Genomic DNA, 13581 nt, shown 5'->3' on the forward strand with positions numbered 1-13581 from the left:
CGACTGCATTCCATCGACCCGGCCTCGTTTTTAGCGTTGCCGGGTTTTTTATGTCATTCGTTGCGACACCCCAATCAATGCATTTCCCGGAGGCGCTCCCTCTCCAAAGTGGCGCCTCCATCCGCGACTACCATCTGGCCTACGAGACCTACGGCCAGCTCAACGCCGACCGCTCCAACGCCATCCTGGTCTGCCATGCACTCAATGCCTCGCACCATGTGGCTGGCCACTATGAGGGCCAGGCCAAGAGCGAGGGCTGGTGGGACAACATGATCGGCCCGGGCAAGGCGGTCGATACCAACCATTTCTTTGTCATCGGCGTCAACAACCTGGGCTCCTGCTTTGGCTCGACCGGGCCCATGCACATGAATCCGGACGGCGGCTCGGTCTATGGCGCCGATTTCCCCGTCGTGACGGTGGAAGACTGGGTCAATGCCCAGGCGCTGCTGCTGGATCGGCTGGGCATCACCCAACTGGCGGCCGTGCTGGGCGGCAGCCTGGGCGGCATGCAGGCGCTGTCCTGGACCTTGCAGTACCCCGACCGCATGCGCCATGCGGTGGTGGTGGCCAGCGCGCCCTGCCTGTCGGCCGAGAACATCGCCTTCAACGAGGTGGCGCGTCGCGCCATCGTGACCGACCCCGACTTCCACGGCGGCCACTTCTACCAGCACGGCGTGGTGCCCAAGCGCGGCCTGCGCATTGCCCGCATGATCGGCCACATCACCTACCTGAGCGACGATGTGATGAACCAGAAGTTCGGCCGCCAGCTGCGCGAAGGCATGGACCTCAAATACAGCACCCAGGATGTGGAGTTCCAGATCGAGAGCTATCTGCGCTACCAGGGCGACAAGTTCAGCGACTACTTCGATGCCAACACCTATTTGCTGATCACCCGGGCGCTGGACTACTTTGACCCGGCCAAGCCCTTTGGCGGCGACCTGACCCAGGCGCTGGCGGGCGCCAAGGCGCGCTTCATGCTGGTGAGCTTCACGACCGACTGGCGCTTTTCGCCAGCGCGCAGCCGCGAGATCGTCAAGGCCTTGCTCGACAACCGCCGCACCGTCAGCTATGCCGAGATCGACGCCCCCCATGGGCACGATGCCTTCTTGCTCGACGATGCCCGCTACATGGGCGTGATGCGCTCCTATTTTGAAAACATGGCCCGCGAACTGAGCGCTGGCCAGCCCAGCACCCAGGAGGCGGTATGACCGAGTCTTCTTCCACCTTCCAGGCCATTGCCAACCTGGTGCCCAAGGGCGCCCGCGTGCTGGACCTGGGCTGCGGCGACGGCAGCCTGCTGGCCTACCTGCAGCGCGAGCGCGAATGCAGCGGCTATGGCATCGAGTTTGACGACAGCAATGTGCTGGCCTGCGTGCGCCGGGGCGTGAACGTGCTGCAGCTGAACCTGGAAGACGGCCTGGCCATCTTCGAGGACAACAGCTTTGATGTGGTGCTGCAGATCGACACCTTGCAGCATCTGCGCAATGCCGAGGTGATGCTGCGCGAGACCGCGCGCATCGGCAAGCAGGGCGTGGTGGCCTTCCCCAACTTTGCCCACTGGCCCAACCGCCTGTCCATCCTGCAAGGCCGCATGCCGGTGACTAAGCGCCTGCCCTACCAGTGGTACGACACGCCCAACATCCGCGTCGGCACCTTCAAGGATTTCGAGGTGCTGGCGCTCAAGAACAAGCTGCACATTCTGGACAGCTTTGGCCTGCAGAACGGCGAGGTGCGGCGCTGGCTGCCCAATGCGCGTGCCGGCACGGCGGTGTTTCACTTCGAGCACCTCTGATCCCCGCAGCCGGCCTTGCCCGGCGGGCCCTGCGCTGTACAACGGCAGCAGGGCTTTGCCGCAGGCGATAGCCGAGGGGCGCCTGCGCTGGTACGCTTATGGCTGCGGCTGCCCCTTTCGTGGCAGCACCACCAGGAGATTCACCCATGAACGCCCGCCTAGACGCCACCCAGCTGCAAGCCGATGCTGCCCTCAGCCATATCAGCCAGCAGTGGGACCGCGATATTCTTCGCCAGCTGACCGACTACATCGCCATCCCCGCCAAGTCGCCGGGCTTTGATGGCAACTGGGAGCAGCATGGTTTCATCGACACGGTGGTGCGCAATGCCGCCAGCTGGATCGAGGCGCAGAAGGTCGAAGGGCTGACCCTGGAAGTGGTGCGCGTGCCGGGCCGCACGCCGGTGCTGTTCTTTGAAGTGCCTGCCACCCAGGCGCAGAGCACGCAGACCGTGCTGATGTATGGCCACCTGGACAAGCAACCCGAGTTCTCCGGCTGGCGCAATGACCTGGGCCCCTGGACCCCCAAATACGAAGACGGCAAGCTCTATGGCCGGGGCGGCGCCGATGACGGCTATGCCACCTACGCCAGCGTGGCCGCCATCCAAGAGCTCAAGCGCCAGAACGTGCCGCACCCGCGCATCGTCGGCCTGATCGAGACTTGCGAAGAAAGCGGCTCGGGCGACCTGCCGGTCTATATCGACATGCTCAAGCCCCGCCTGGGCGATGTGGGCCTGGTCATCTGCCTGGACAGCGGCGCCGGCAACTACGACCAGCTGTGGCTGACCACCAGCCTGCGCGGCATGGTCGCAGGGACCTTGAAGGTCGAGATCCTCACCGAGGGCGTGCACTCGGGCGATGCCTCGGGCGTCGTGCCCTCGTCCTTCCGCATCATGCGCCAGGTGCTGGACCGCCTGGAAGACAGCAAGACCGGCCGCCTGCTGCCGGAAAGCTTCCACTGCGCGGTGCCGGCAGAGCGCCTGACCCAGGCGCAGGCCACAGCCGGCATTCTGGGCGACGAGCTGTACAAGCGCTTCCCCTGGGCGCATTTTGATTGCAATGGCTCCAGCCTGTTTGCGCTGCCCACCACCACCGACCCCACGCAAGCGCTGCTCAAGCGCACCTGGGAGCCGACCTTGTCCGTCACCGGTGCCGAAGGCCTGCCCGCGTTGCAGGATGCCGGCAATGTGCTGCGCCCCTACACCGCCTTCAAGCTGAGCCTGCGCCTGCCCCCGCTGGTCGATGCCACCCAGTGCATGCAAGAGCTCAAGACCTTGCTGGAAGACAACGCGCCCTACCAGGCCAAGGTCACCTGGGAAGGCGCCAGCGGCGCCAATGGTTGGAATGCCCCCAACACCAGCGACTGGTTCCTGAACGCGCTCAACCAATCGAGCCGCGCGCACTTTGGTGCGGACTGCGGCTTTATCGGCCAGGGCGGCTCCATCCCGCTGATGGGCATGCTCAGCGCCGGCTTCCCCAAGGCGCAGATGATGGTCTGCGGCGTGCTGGGCCCCAAGAGCAATGCGCACGGACCCAATGAGTTCCTGCATGTGCCTTATGCCAAGAAGCTGACCGCCGCTGTGGCGCAGGTGATTGCCAGCATGCCGACCACGGCAGCCAGCGTATAAATACAGCCAGCCCATCGGGCAGCCGCCGCGTGCAATGCGCATGGGGCGGCTGCCTTTTCTTTTTGACGACAACGACAACGATAGCGCGCCCGCCATGACCGAGCCCAGCACCCCCACGATCCTGTTTGACGGCACCGAACCCCTGGGCGCCAGCGCCGACCTGCAGGACAACGGCAAGCCCTTTTTCTTCCAGCTGCCCAATGGCCAGAAGGCCTTTGTGATCCGCTGGCAAGGCCAGCTGCACGGTTGGATCAATGAGTGCCAGCACGCCAGCGTGCCCATGGATTTTGATGGCGACATTCTGGAGAGCGGCCGCCAGTTCATCCTCTGCCCCTACCACGGCGCCATCTACCAGCCCGATACCGGCAAATGCGTCGGCGGACCCTGCCGGGGCTCCAGCCTGGATGCGGTGGCGGTGGAAGAGCGCGATGGCACGGTGTGGTGGAAGCAGGGATGATGCCCCAGCGCAGGCCCCAGACATCGCTTTGGCGCGATACTGGCGGGCTCGAAAAATAAGCGGCCACTTCTGCCAGGCCGCTTGCGCAGCGCCCCGCCATGAAATCCCCGATCCGAATTGTTGATGTTGACCGCCTGGAGACCTGGACCAAGTACAAGGCCGGGCTCTGCGACAGCTGCGCGGCCAACTGCTGCACCATGCCGCTGGAGGTGCAACTGCCCGACCTGGTGCGCCTGGGCCTGGTCGATGCCTTCGAGGTCGACAATATTGCGCACAAGCTAATCGCCAAGCGCCTGCTCAAGGCCCGGCTGATCGACCATTACAACCCCAAGCACAATATCTTCACGATGGCGCGCCGCGCCAGCGGTGATTGCCAGTTTCTCGACCCGGTAGCGCGGCGCTGCACCGTGTATGACAAACGGCCTGAAACCTGCCGCCTGCATCCCAAAAAAGGGCCTAAACCAGGGTTTTGTGCCTACGGGCACAAAGATTTGCAATAAATATTGCGAATGATTATCGAGGTGGCGGGGCTGGATCGTTGGCTCCGTGCAAACAGGGCGAATAGGTCGACAAAGGCAGGGCTGGACACCGGCCAGTCCACGCCCCGGTCCAGCTGACGGGCGATATGGATCCAGGCGGACTCGTCATTGGCGCAGATGGGGTAGTCCAGCAAGACACGCAGCGTGCAGGCCAGCAGTGCCGCCCCGCTGCCCCAGGCGAGCAGCGCCGCCATGCGCGGGCGCAGTGGCGGCCAGGGTTCAAGCGCCTCTGGGCTGGCCCAGGGAGGCGGGGAGGGGATAGGCAGGGGGCATCTCCAGCGATTTCTACATGCGAATCAATCCATTCTTGCAAAGACCGGTCGTTGCCGTTGCATCAATTCGTACAGCGCCTGGGCCACCAAGGACAGGCTGGGCTCGCGCCGGCGCACCATGTAGATCTGGCGGTCCATGCCGGGCAGATGCAGCGGCCGCGTGACCAGGCCAGGTTGTACAAAGTGAAACAAAGTCAGGGCCGGCACCACGCTGATACCCAGGCCGGCCTTGACCAGGCCCATCACGGTGGCGAGCTGCTCCACCTCCACCAGGGTCTGCATGGTCTGGGGGAAGAAGGCGGCATCCAGGTACTGGCGCACGCTGCTGTGCCGGGCCAGGTGCACAAAGGGCCAGGCCGCCAGATCGGCCAGTAGTACCTCGTCCAGCGCGGCCAGCGGGTGGTCGGCCGGGCAGACCAGGTGAAAGCTATCGCTGCAAAAAGGCTCGGCGCGCAGATCCGGCGTGTCGGCGCGGATGGCGGCCAGCGCAAAGTCGGCATCGCCATTGGCCACCGCCGCAATGCAGGGCTCGGACAGCACATCGAAGACCTGCAGCTGCACACCGGGGTGCTGGCTGGCAAAGCTGCGCAGCACCGGGGGCAGCCAGCCCGCCGCCAGCGACGGCAGCAAGGCCACGGCAACCTTGCCATGGCTGAGCTGGGCGGTGTCGCGCATGGCTTTTTCGCAGGCGGCAAATTCGGCCGCAATGCGCTGCGCCGACAGCAGAAACTGCTCACCCTCGGGCGTCAGCAGCACATGCCGGGTGCTGCGCTCGAACAGGCGCAGGCCCACCGTGGTCTCCAAACTGCGGATCAACGCGCTGAACGCCGGTTGGGACAGGTGGCAGAGGCTGGCTGCCCGGGTGAAGTTTTTCTGGCTGGCCAGCGCCAGAAAGGCCTGGATGTCGCGGTGGGATAGATTCATTTGCGTTGCAGATTAATCAATCTCAATTATCGATTTCACAACATAGAACCTATTTTCTATAGTGGCCAGCAGGAGATGCTATGCAGACAGACAAGACAGCGCCCGCGCCCATGCTGATAGGCTGCGCGGCCGGTTTTTCAGGCGATCGGGTGGATGCGGCAGCGCCAGTGGTGCAGGCGCTGATCGCCTTGCAGCAGCCCGCGTTTCTGATTTTTGAAACCCTGGCCGAGCGCACCCTGGCGCTGGCCCAGCTCGCCCGGCGCGACGACTCCGAAGCCGGCTACGAGCCGCTGCTGCTGGAGCTGCTGCGCCCAGTGCTGGACGACTGCCTGGCCCACCGCATCCGCATCGTCAGCAATTTTGGCGCTGCCAACCCGCAAGGCGCCGCCCGCGCCATTGTGGCCCTGGCCCGCAGCCTGGGCCTGCGCGCCCCCCGTATTGCCGTGGTGCAGGGCGATGACCTGAGCGGCCCGGCCCACCGGCCCATGCTGGCCCAGGCCCTGGGTGCGCAGATGCCCGAGCAGCCGCTGGTCAGCGCCAATGCCTATATTGGTGCGCGGCCGATCGCCGAGGCCTTGCAGGCGGGCGCCGATATCGTGGTCTGCGGCCGCGTGGCCGATCCCTCCCTGGTACTGGGCCCGGCAATGGCGCATTTTGGCTGGGCCTGGGACGACTGGGACCGCCTGGCCCGCGCGACGATGGCTGGCCACCTGCTGGAATGCGGCACCCAGGTCAGCGGCGGCTATTTTGCCGACCCGGGCTACAAGGATGTGCCGGGCATGGACCGGCTGGGCTACCCGATCGCCGAGATCGACGACAGCGGCAACTGCAGCATCTTCAAGCCCGAGGGCACCGGCGGCTGCATCACGACCGCCACCGTCAAGGAGCAGCTGCTCTACGAAATCCACGACCCCCGCTGCTACCTGACCCCCGATGTGGTGGCCGACATCAGCCAGGCCCAGGTGAGGACTGAGGGCGAGAACCGCGTGCGGCTGGAGGGCGTCATCGGCCATCCGCGCCCCGAGGCGCTCAAGGTCAACACCTGCTATGCCTCGGGCTGGTTTGCCGAGGCCGAGATTTCCTACGCCGGCCCGCGTGCGGCCGAGCGTGCGCGGCTGGCGGCGCAGACCGTCGCCCAGCGTCTGCAGGGCATTGCGCCGCTGCGCACCGACCTGATTGGCGTCACCAGTGTCTGGGGCAACGATGCCAGCGATTGGCTGGCCGGCGCTGATCTGTCGGCTGCGTCGCCCGATGTACGGCTGCGCATGGCCTGGCAGCATGCCGACAAGGCCACCGCAGCGCGCCTGCCGCGCGAGATCAATGCGCTGTACTGCTGCGGACCCGCCGGTGGTGGTGGCGTGCGCAGCCATATGCGCCAGCGCCTGGGCATGGTCTCCTGCCTGGTACCCCAGGCACTGATTGCCACGGGCTTTGTCTGGGCTGCGCAAGAGGAGGCCGCCACATGAACGACCACATCACCGTCCCGCTCTACCGCCTGGCCCATGGGCGCACCGGCGACAAGGGCAACCGCTCCAACATCAGCGTGATCGCCTGGCATCCCGCGCTCTGGGATGCCATCTGCGCACAAGTCACCGAGGCCGCCGTTGCCGCGCTGTTTGCTGACCGCCAGCCCCGCCAGGTGCAGCGCTACCTGCTGCCCCAGCTGCAGGCGATGAACCTGGTGCTCGACGAGGTGCTGGACGGCGGCGTCAACGACGCGCTGAACCTCGACAGCCACGGCAAGACCCTGTGCTTTCGCGTGCTGCAAATGCCGATCGTGCTGCCGGCGCATTTGCAGGCCCATCTGGTCGGGCCGGCCGATGCGGCCCTGCCAACTACCACTGAATAAGAAACCAACCGGAGACAAAAGATGAAATTTTCCACCCGCCGCCACCTGCTGGCCTGTGCCACGGCCTTGGCCATCAGCCCGCTGGCCTTTGCGCAAGCGAGCTTTCCGTCCAAACCCATCACCTTTGTCGTGCCCTTTGCGGCCGGCAGCGCCACCGACCAGCTGGCGCGGGCGCTGGGCCAGGCGGTCACCGAGCAGACGCACCAGCCGGTGATCGTCGAGAACAAGGCTGGTGCCAGCGGCATGATTGCGGCGCAGGCGGTGGCCAAGGCCCCGGCCGATGGCTACACGGTGCTGATCACCACCAACACCACGCATGCGGCCAATATCCACCTCTACCGCAAGCTGTCCTATGACCCGGTCAAGGACTTCACGCCGATCACCGGCCTGGGCAAGGGCGGCCAGGTGCTGGTGGTGCCGGCCAATGCGCCTTACCACTCGGTGAGCGATCTGCTGGCCTTTGCCAAGGCCAACCCGGGCAAGCTCAGCTTTGGCAGCGGCAGCTCGTCGAGCCGGGTCGCTGGCGAGATGCTCAAGCAGCTCGCCGATGTGGACATCCTGCATGTGCCCTACAAGAGCAACCCGCTGGCCATCACCGACCTGCTGGGCGGCCAGATCAACCTGATGATCACCGACGTCTCCACCGGCGTGCCGCAGATCAAGGCCGGCAAGCTGCGCGCGCTGGGCTATTCCACGCAAAAGCGCAGCGCCCAGCTGCCCGATGTGCCGACGATTGCCGAGGCCGGTGTGAAGGGCTATGACATGGGCTACTGGTTTGCTGCCTATGCACCAGCCAATGTGCCCGCCGCCGTCAGCGCCAAGCTCAACCAGCTGCTGGGGCAGGCGGTTGGCAGTGCCGCTGCCAAGTCCTTCTTCGAGATGTCGGGCTCCGACCCCTGGACCACCAGCCAGAGCGAGCTGGCGCAGTTCCAGGCCACCGAGACCACCAAGTGGGGGCAGGTGATCAAGGCGGCGGGCATTACGCCGGAGTAAACAGGCTCCTATCCGCAGGCTCCGCCCAAACGCTCGTTAGAGGATCCAGCGTTTGGGCAGCATGCGCTTGATCTCTGCCTTGGCCAGGTCGATAAAGGGCTTGAGCACCAAGGTGGAGGCATGGCGGTTGGAGACCACCATCGAGTACTCGCAGGGGACGGCGGGCTCGAACAGCACAAACTTCACATCGGGCCCGTGGTAGCTGCAGGCAGTCAGCGGGTCGATGATGGCCAGGCCGGCGCCGGCCTCGACCAGCTTGATGGCGGCATACGAGATCTGGGTCTCGATGTTCACGCGGCGCTGCACGCGGTTGACCAGAAACAGGCTGTCGAGCTTGGTGCGGGTTTCCATCATGGTCGGCAGCGACACCAGGGGCTCGTCGACAAAGTCGATCGGTGACAGGCTGCTTCTGCGCGCCAGCTTGTGCCCGGCGGGCACCGCCACCACCAGCTTGCCGATCACCAAGGTCTCCAGCCCCTTGAAGCGGGTGTGGTCGGGCGAGAGCATCACAAAGCCGATATCGCAGCGCTCGGCCTGCACCATGTCCAGTGCGGCCGGCGAGGCCTGCATATGCAAGGTGACCAGGGTCTCGGGGAACTGGGCGCTGAACTTGGCAATGGCGCTGGGCAGGAACGAGGTCGCCATGGCGGGTGCGGCCGTCACCTCCAGTCGCTGCAGACGCCGAAAGCGCACGTTCTCGGAGATGTTGCGGATACGCTCGATGCCCATCAAGGCCTGGTGCACGTCTTCCAGCAGCAAGGTGGCTGCTGACGTCGGCTGCAGCCGGCTTTTGACCCGCTCGAACAGCGGCATGCCGATGCGCGCCTCGAATTCGGCAATCAGCCGGGTGACCACCGGCTGGGTCACTTCCAGCGACTGGGCCGCTGCCGTGACCGAGCGGCGCAGCATCAGCGCCCGAAACGCCTCCAGATGGCGCAGTGTGATCTTCTTATCCATGTTGTAAAGACATGAGTTGATGGCGTAATGCAATCGAATAGTCTACAAAATTACTAATTTAGTAGTTATTTCAATGGCTTATCGATTGAGAAATTTCCATCCCATAAAGGCATTGAAGCAGGAATTCACCGATTCAATTTTGCCTGCAGATGCCTATCATTGGCTACCAGACAGATTGAATTTCACTTTGGCCCCACCCACTTTCTGGAGGTAATTTCGATGACCGCATCCCGTCTGGCTCTCTCCCTGGCTGCTGCCTTTGCTGCCACCGCTGGCATTGCCCATGCTGAAGACATTTATGTCGGTGGCTATGGCGGCTCGACCGAGACCGCTTTCAAGCAAAAGATCATTCCGGCCTATGAGAAGCTGACCGGCAACAAGGTCATCTACGTGCCTGGCAACTCCACCGACACCCTGGCCAAGCTCCAGGCGGAAAAGAACAACCCCCAGTACGACGTGGCGCTGATGGATGACGGCCCGATGGAGCAGGCCGTGCAGTTCGGCTTCTGCGGCGATATCGAAGCCGCACCGGTCTACAACGACCTCTACCCCATGGCCAAGACGGCGGGCAACAAGTCGCTGAACCTGGGCGTCATCGCCACCGGCCTGTTCTACAACGAAGAAGCCTTCAAGAAGGCCGGCTGGGCAGCGCCTACCTCGTGGAACGACCTCAAGGACAAGAAGTTCAAGAGCAAGACCGTGATCCCGCCGATCAACAACGGCTACGGTCTGCAGACCCTGCTGATGTTTGCCGAAATGAACGGCGGCGGCGCCAACAACATCGACCCTGGCTTCCAGGCGCTGATCAAGGATGTGGGCCCGAACGTGCTGGCCTGGGAACCCTCTCCCGGCAAGATGACCGAGCTGTTCCAGAACGGCGATGCCGTCATCGGCGTCTGGGGCAGCGGCCGCGTCAAGGCGCTGGCTGACACTGGCTTTCCCGTGAAGTTCGTCTACCCCAAGGAAGGCGCGTTTGCGCTGTTCACCTCCGTCTGCCCCGTTGCCAAGAAGCAGCCCAAGGCCGGCGCACAGAAGTTCATGCAGTTCCTCTACACCCCCGAGTCGCAAGCCGCGCTGGCCGAGACCCAGGCCTGGGGCCCCATGAACAGCAAGGTCAAGCTCGACGAGAAGGTCGCCAAGCAAGTGCCTTATGGCCCGGAACAGATCGCCCAGTTGAAGACCGTGGACTACAAGATCGTCAACGTCAAGCGCTCCGAATGGACCAATCGCTGGAACCGCACGGTCGAGCGTTAAGAGCCACTCACACAACCCTTGATACTTCGTTGCAAAGCCTTGTCGTACCTTTTGTACTGCCTGCGGCTTTGCGCCTCGTCTCAAGGGCCGTGTGAGCGCCTCTGATTCATCCCTGGCCTCCTTGCCAGGACGCCAGGGATAGGCGCTAAATCATACACAGGCCTGCCGCGCCGCCCCACGCGGGCCGCAGGCCCCGGAGTTTCACATGAGTTTTCTACGTATCGAGGGCCTCGCCAAGAGGTTCGGGGATTTTGTTGCCGTCAAGGACTTCAACCTGGAAGTCCATCGCGGTGAGTTCGTATCGCTGCTCGGCCCTTCGGGCTGCGGCAAGACAACCACCTTGCAGATGATTGCCGGCTTTCTGGACCCCAGCCAGGGCCGCATCGTGCTCGACGGCAAGGACATCACCCAGCTGCGCCCCGAGCAGCGCGGCATGGGCGTGGTGTTCCAGAGCTATGCGCTCTTCCCCCACATGACGGTGGAGCAGAACATCTCCTTCGGTCTGGAGATGCGCAAACTCAGCCGCGACGTGATGCAAAAGCGCATCCAGGACGCGCTGGCACTGGTGCGCCTGCATGGCCTTGGTGCCCGTTACCCGCGTGAACTCTCCGGCGGCCAGCGCCAGCGTGTGGCCATTGCCCGCGCCTTGGCGATCCAGCCCGAAGTGCTGCTGCTGGACGAACCCATGTCCAACTTGGACGCCAAGCTGCGCCAGGAAATGCACGTCGAGATGCGCGCCATCCAGCGCCAGCTGGGCATCACCACCATCCTGGTGACGCACGACCAGGTCGAGGCGATGACCATGAGCGACCGCATTGCGGTGATGCACAACGGCCAGATCGCCCAGGTCGATTCGCCCCAGCAGATCTACGACAAGCCGACCTGCGACTTTGCCTCGGTGTTCCTGGGCAAGACCAACCGCTTCGAAGGCCAGGCCCAAAGCCGCGAGACCGTCAAGATCGGCGACATTGTGCTGGGCGCGCCCAGCCCGGTGGACAGCGGCCCGGTGGTGGTCTACCTGCGGCCCGAGCGCATCGAGGTGGCCCCGGCCGGCCAGGGCGGCCTGCCCGGCACGATCAAGACCTTGCTGTTCCTGGGCAGCCAGTGGGTGGTCAATGTCAGCACCGGCTTGGGCGACATCCACATCAGCCTGCCCAATGCACGCCGCGCTGCACTGCATGAGGGCGACGAGGTGAGCCTGAACTGGTCGCCCGAGGATGTGCGCGTGCTGACCCAGCAGGAGGCCAGCCGTGGATAGCAAGAACCGCTGGAAACCCTGGGCCATGTCCGGGCCCGGCCTGCTGGTCTTTGTGACCATGCTGCTGGCGCCACTGGCTTTGACGGCCATTCTGTCGCTGAATGTCTTCAATGGCATGGAAGGCATCCAGAAGGTCTATTCGCTGAAGAACTACCTGGAGATCTTCAGCGACAGCTACTACCTGGAGATCTTTGGCCGTACGGCCCTGATGTCGGCCATCGTCACCGTGCTCTGCGTGGTGCTGGGTGTGCCCGAGACCATCATCATCTCCCGCATGCGCGGCCGCTGGCGCGGTGTGTTTCTGCTGATCATCCTGGCACCGCTGCTGATCTCGGTGGTGGTGCGTACCCTGGGTTGGTCCATCCTGATGGGCAACAACGGCCTGATCAACAAGGGCCTGATGCTGTTCCACATCATCGATGAGCCGCTGCGCCTGGCCTTCACGATGACCGGCGTGACCATCGCCATGGTGCATGTGATGGTGCCCTTCATGGTGATCTCCGTCTGGGCCTCGCTGCAAAAGCTCGATCCCCAGGTCGAGAACGCCGGCCTGTCCCTGGGTGCCAGCCAGCGCACCGTGTTCCGCCGTGTGGTGCTGCCCCAGCTGCTGCCGGGCATTCTCTCGGGCAGCATCATCGTCTTCGCGCTTTCGGCATCGGCCTTTGCCACGCCGGCACTGCTGGGCGGACGCCGCCTCAAGGTGGTGGCTACGGCCGCCTACGACGAGTTCCTCAACACCTTGAACTGGCCGCTGGGCGCTGCCATTGCCGTGGTGCTGCTGGTTGCGAACGTCGTCATCATCGTGGGCTGCAATCGCTGGATCGAGCGCCGCTTCAAAGCTGTTTTCGAGGGTTGAGCCATGCAAAAAAACAGTCCTCTGGCGCTGGTCTTCCACGCGCTGTTCATCAGCTTCATTCTGGCGCCGCTGGTCGTGGTGGTGGCGGTGGCCTTTACCGACAAGGGCTTCATCTCCTTCCCCACCGATGGCCTGTCCTTGCGCTGGTTCCGCGCCATCCTGGATGCGACGGAGATCAAGTCGGCCTTCTGGTTCTCGGCCAAGCTGGGCCTGGCCTCGGCCTCGATTGCCATCGCGCTGGCGGTGCCGGCTGCGCTGGCCATCACCCGCTACCGCTTTGCCGGCCGCGAGGTGCTGATGGCCTTTTTCATGTCGCCGCTGATGATTCCCCACGTGGTGCTGGGCGCGGCCTTCCTGCGCTTTTTCAACATCGCCGGGCTGTCGGGTTCGTTCTTCTGGCTCATGTTCACCCATGTGATCTGCATCATGCCCTATGCCTTGCGCATGGTGCTGGCCGCAGCCACGGGCATGAACCGCGAGATCGAGCATGCCGGCCTGTCGCTGGGCGCATCGCGCGGCACCGTCTTCATGCGCATCACCGTGCCCATGCTGATGGCCGGTATCGCCGGCGGCTGGATGCTCTCCTTCATCCAGAGCTTTGACGAGTTGACGATGACGGTGTTTGTGGCCACCCCCGGCACGATGACCTTGCCGGTCGCCATGTACAACCACATCGCCCAGACCATCGACCCGCTGGTGACCTCGGTTTCTACCGTGCTGATCGTCGGCACCCTGGTGCTGATGGTCATCCTGGACAAGCTGGTCGGCCTGGAGAAGGTCCTGATTGGCAAAGGTTGAGAGAGAA

Annotated in this window: 15 protein-coding genes; 12 read left to right on the top strand and 3 right to left on the bottom strand. The window is 64.1% G+C overall.

Translation table 11 applies throughout. The annotated features are described in order from the left end of the window. The first annotated feature begins 50 nt into the window (after positions 1–50). From EDF71_RS08845 to EDF71_RS08865, 5 genes are all read left to right on the top strand, one after another. Positions 51–1208 (top strand): homoserine O-acetyltransferase, encoded by a 1158-nt coding sequence (locus EDF71_RS08845; protein ID WP_133856217.1) that lies wholly within the window; start codon positions 51–53, stop codon positions 1206–1208. Next, complete coding sequence (gene metW, locus EDF71_RS08850) at positions 1205–1792, top strand: methionine biosynthesis protein MetW (protein ID WP_133856218.1); 588 nt, start codon at positions 1205–1207, stop codon at positions 1790–1792. Before EDF71_RS08845 ends, metW begins: the two co-directional genes overlap by 4 nt. Before the next feature lie 146 nt (positions 1793–1938). Further along, positions 1939–3417: a M20 family metallopeptidase gene (locus tag EDF71_RS08855; protein ID WP_133856219.1), complete on the top strand. Its 1479-nt coding sequence runs from the start codon at positions 1939–1941 to the stop codon at positions 3415–3417. Positions 3418–3511: 94 nt separating this feature from the next. Beyond that, positions 3512–3874 carry a Rieske 2Fe-2S domain-containing protein gene (locus EDF71_RS08860; protein ID WP_166656492.1) on the top strand — a complete coding sequence of 121 codons (363 nt, stop codon included), beginning with the start codon at positions 3512–3514 and terminating at the stop codon, positions 3872–3874. Between the two features lie 98 nt (positions 3875–3972). Continuing rightward, a complete protein-coding gene (locus EDF71_RS08865) occupies positions 3973–4374 on the top strand; it encodes a YkgJ family cysteine cluster protein (RefSeq protein WP_116925485.1) in 402 nt (133 codons plus the stop codon). Here the strand turns inward: EDF71_RS08865 and EDF71_RS08870 are convergent. Then, positions 4350–4607, bottom strand: a complete 258-nt coding sequence (locus EDF71_RS08870; protein WP_133856221.1) for a hypothetical protein — start codon at positions 4605–4607, stop codon at positions 4350–4352. The two genes, EDF71_RS08865 and EDF71_RS08870, sit on opposite strands and share 25 nt — an antisense overlap. Positions 4608–4709: 102 nt before the next feature. Beyond that, positions 4710–5609, bottom strand: coding sequence for a LysR family transcriptional regulator (locus EDF71_RS08875; RefSeq protein ID WP_133856222.1), 900 nt, complete (start codon positions 5607–5609; stop codon positions 4710–4712). Between the two features lie 80 nt (positions 5610–5689). Here EDF71_RS08875 and EDF71_RS08880 point away from each other — a divergent pair, with 80 nt between their 5' ends. The 3 genes from EDF71_RS08880 to EDF71_RS08890 are packed head-to-tail and all read left to right on the top strand — an operon-like array spanning position 5690 to position 8451. Further along, positions 5690–7075 carry an acyclic terpene utilization AtuA family protein gene (locus EDF71_RS08880; RefSeq protein ID WP_133856223.1) on the top strand — a complete coding sequence of 462 codons (1386 nt, stop codon included), beginning with the start codon at positions 5690–5692 and terminating at the stop codon, positions 7073–7075. Continuing rightward, positions 7072–7458 carry a hypothetical protein gene (locus tag EDF71_RS08885; protein WP_133856224.1) on the top strand — a complete coding sequence of 129 codons (387 nt, stop codon included), beginning with the start codon at positions 7072–7074 and terminating at the stop codon, positions 7456–7458. Before EDF71_RS08880 ends, EDF71_RS08885 begins: the two co-directional genes overlap by 4 nt. A 21-nt stretch (positions 7459–7479) precedes the next feature. Then, positions 7480–8451 (top strand): tripartite tricarboxylate transporter substrate binding protein, encoded by a 972-nt coding sequence (locus EDF71_RS08890; RefSeq protein ID WP_133856225.1) that lies wholly within the window; start codon positions 7480–7482, stop codon positions 8449–8451. Between the two features lie 36 nt (positions 8452–8487). On the opposite strand, the gene EDF71_RS08895 is transcribed toward EDF71_RS08890, so the two are convergent. Beyond that, entirely contained in the window at positions 8488–9408 is a 921-nt protein-coding gene (locus EDF71_RS08895; RefSeq protein WP_133856226.1) for a LysR substrate-binding domain-containing protein, read from the bottom strand. Between the two features lie 219 nt (positions 9409–9627). Here EDF71_RS08895 and EDF71_RS08900 point away from each other — a divergent pair, with 219 nt between their 5' ends. The 4 genes from EDF71_RS08900 (at position 9628) to EDF71_RS08915 (ending at position 13574) form a co-directional block, all read left to right on the top strand. Beyond that, on the top strand, positions 9628–10662 hold the full coding sequence (locus EDF71_RS08900; RefSeq protein ID WP_133856227.1) for an ABC transporter substrate-binding protein: 1035 nt from the start codon (positions 9628–9630) through the stop codon (positions 10660–10662). Between the two features lie 205 nt (positions 10663–10867). Further along, positions 10868–11920 carry an ABC transporter ATP-binding protein gene (locus tag EDF71_RS08905; protein WP_133856228.1) on the top strand — a complete coding sequence of 351 codons (1053 nt, stop codon included), beginning with the start codon at positions 10868–10870 and terminating at the stop codon, positions 11918–11920. Between the two features lie 25 nt (positions 11921–11945). Then, complete coding sequence (locus EDF71_RS08910) at positions 11946–12776, top strand: ABC transporter permease (RefSeq protein WP_133856418.1); 831 nt, start codon at positions 11946–11948, stop codon at positions 12774–12776. A gap of 3 nt (positions 12777–12779) precedes the next feature. Further along, positions 12780–13574 carry an ABC transporter permease gene (locus tag EDF71_RS08915; protein WP_133856229.1) on the top strand — a complete coding sequence of 265 codons (795 nt, stop codon included), beginning with the start codon at positions 12780–12782 and terminating at the stop codon, positions 13572–13574. The last annotated feature ends 7 nt before the right edge of the window (positions 13575–13581 follow it).

It is taken from the genome of Comamonas sp. JUb58, assembly GCF_004364775.1.
Lineage (GTDB): Bacteria > Pseudomonadota > Gammaproteobacteria > Burkholderiales > Burkholderiaceae_C > Comamonas.

What these genes read in the sequence shown, in the direction of transcription:
- EDF71_RS08845 (WP_133856217.1), top strand. Translation starts at nt 51, where the DNA reads ATGTCATTCGTTGCGACACCCCAATCAATGCATTTCCCGGAGGCGCTC.
- EDF71_RS08860 (WP_166656492.1), top strand. Translation starts at nt 3,512, where the DNA reads ATGACCGAGCCCAGCACCCCCACGATCCTGTTTGACGGCACCGAACCC.
- EDF71_RS08855 (WP_133856219.1), top strand. Translation starts at nt 1,939, where the DNA reads ATGAACGCCCGCCTAGACGCCACCCAGCTGCAAGCCGATGCTGCCCTC.
- EDF71_RS08915 (WP_133856229.1), top strand. Translation starts at nt 12,780, where the DNA reads ATGCAAAAAAACAGTCCTCTGGCGCTGGTCTTCCACGCGCTGTTCATC.
- EDF71_RS08910 (WP_133856418.1), top strand. Translation starts at nt 11,946, where the DNA reads ATGTCCGGGCCCGGCCTGCTGGTCTTTGTGACCATGCTGCTGGCGCCA.
- EDF71_RS08865 (WP_116925485.1), top strand. Translation starts at nt 3,973, where the DNA reads ATGAAATCCCCGATCCGAATTGTTGATGTTGACCGCCTGGAGACCTGG.
- EDF71_RS08870 (WP_133856221.1), bottom strand. Translation starts at nt 4,607, where the DNA reads ATGGCGGCGCTGCTCGCCTGGGGCAGCGGGGCGGCACTGCTGGCCTGC.
- EDF71_RS08875 (WP_133856222.1), bottom strand. Translation starts at nt 5,609, where the DNA reads ATGAATCTATCCCACCGCGACATCCAGGCCTTTCTGGCGCTGGCCAGC.
- EDF71_RS08890 (WP_133856225.1), top strand. Translation starts at nt 7,480, where the DNA reads ATGAAATTTTCCACCCGCCGCCACCTGCTGGCCTGTGCCACGGCCTTG.
- EDF71_RS08900 (WP_133856227.1), top strand. Translation starts at nt 9,628, where the DNA reads ATGACCGCATCCCGTCTGGCTCTCTCCCTGGCTGCTGCCTTTGCTGCC.
- EDF71_RS08905 (WP_133856228.1), top strand. Translation starts at nt 10,868, where the DNA reads ATGAGTTTTCTACGTATCGAGGGCCTCGCCAAGAGGTTCGGGGATTTT.
- metW (WP_133856218.1), top strand. Translation starts at nt 1,205, where the DNA reads ATGACCGAGTCTTCTTCCACCTTCCAGGCCATTGCCAACCTGGTGCCC.
- EDF71_RS08895 (WP_133856226.1), bottom strand. Translation starts at nt 9,408, where the DNA reads ATGGATAAGAAGATCACACTGCGCCATCTGGAGGCGTTTCGGGCGCTG.
- EDF71_RS08885 (WP_133856224.1), top strand. Translation starts at nt 7,072, where the DNA reads ATGAACGACCACATCACCGTCCCGCTCTACCGCCTGGCCCATGGGCGC.
- EDF71_RS08880 (WP_133856223.1), top strand. Translation starts at nt 5,690, where the DNA reads ATGCAGACAGACAAGACAGCGCCCGCGCCCATGCTGATAGGCTGCGCG.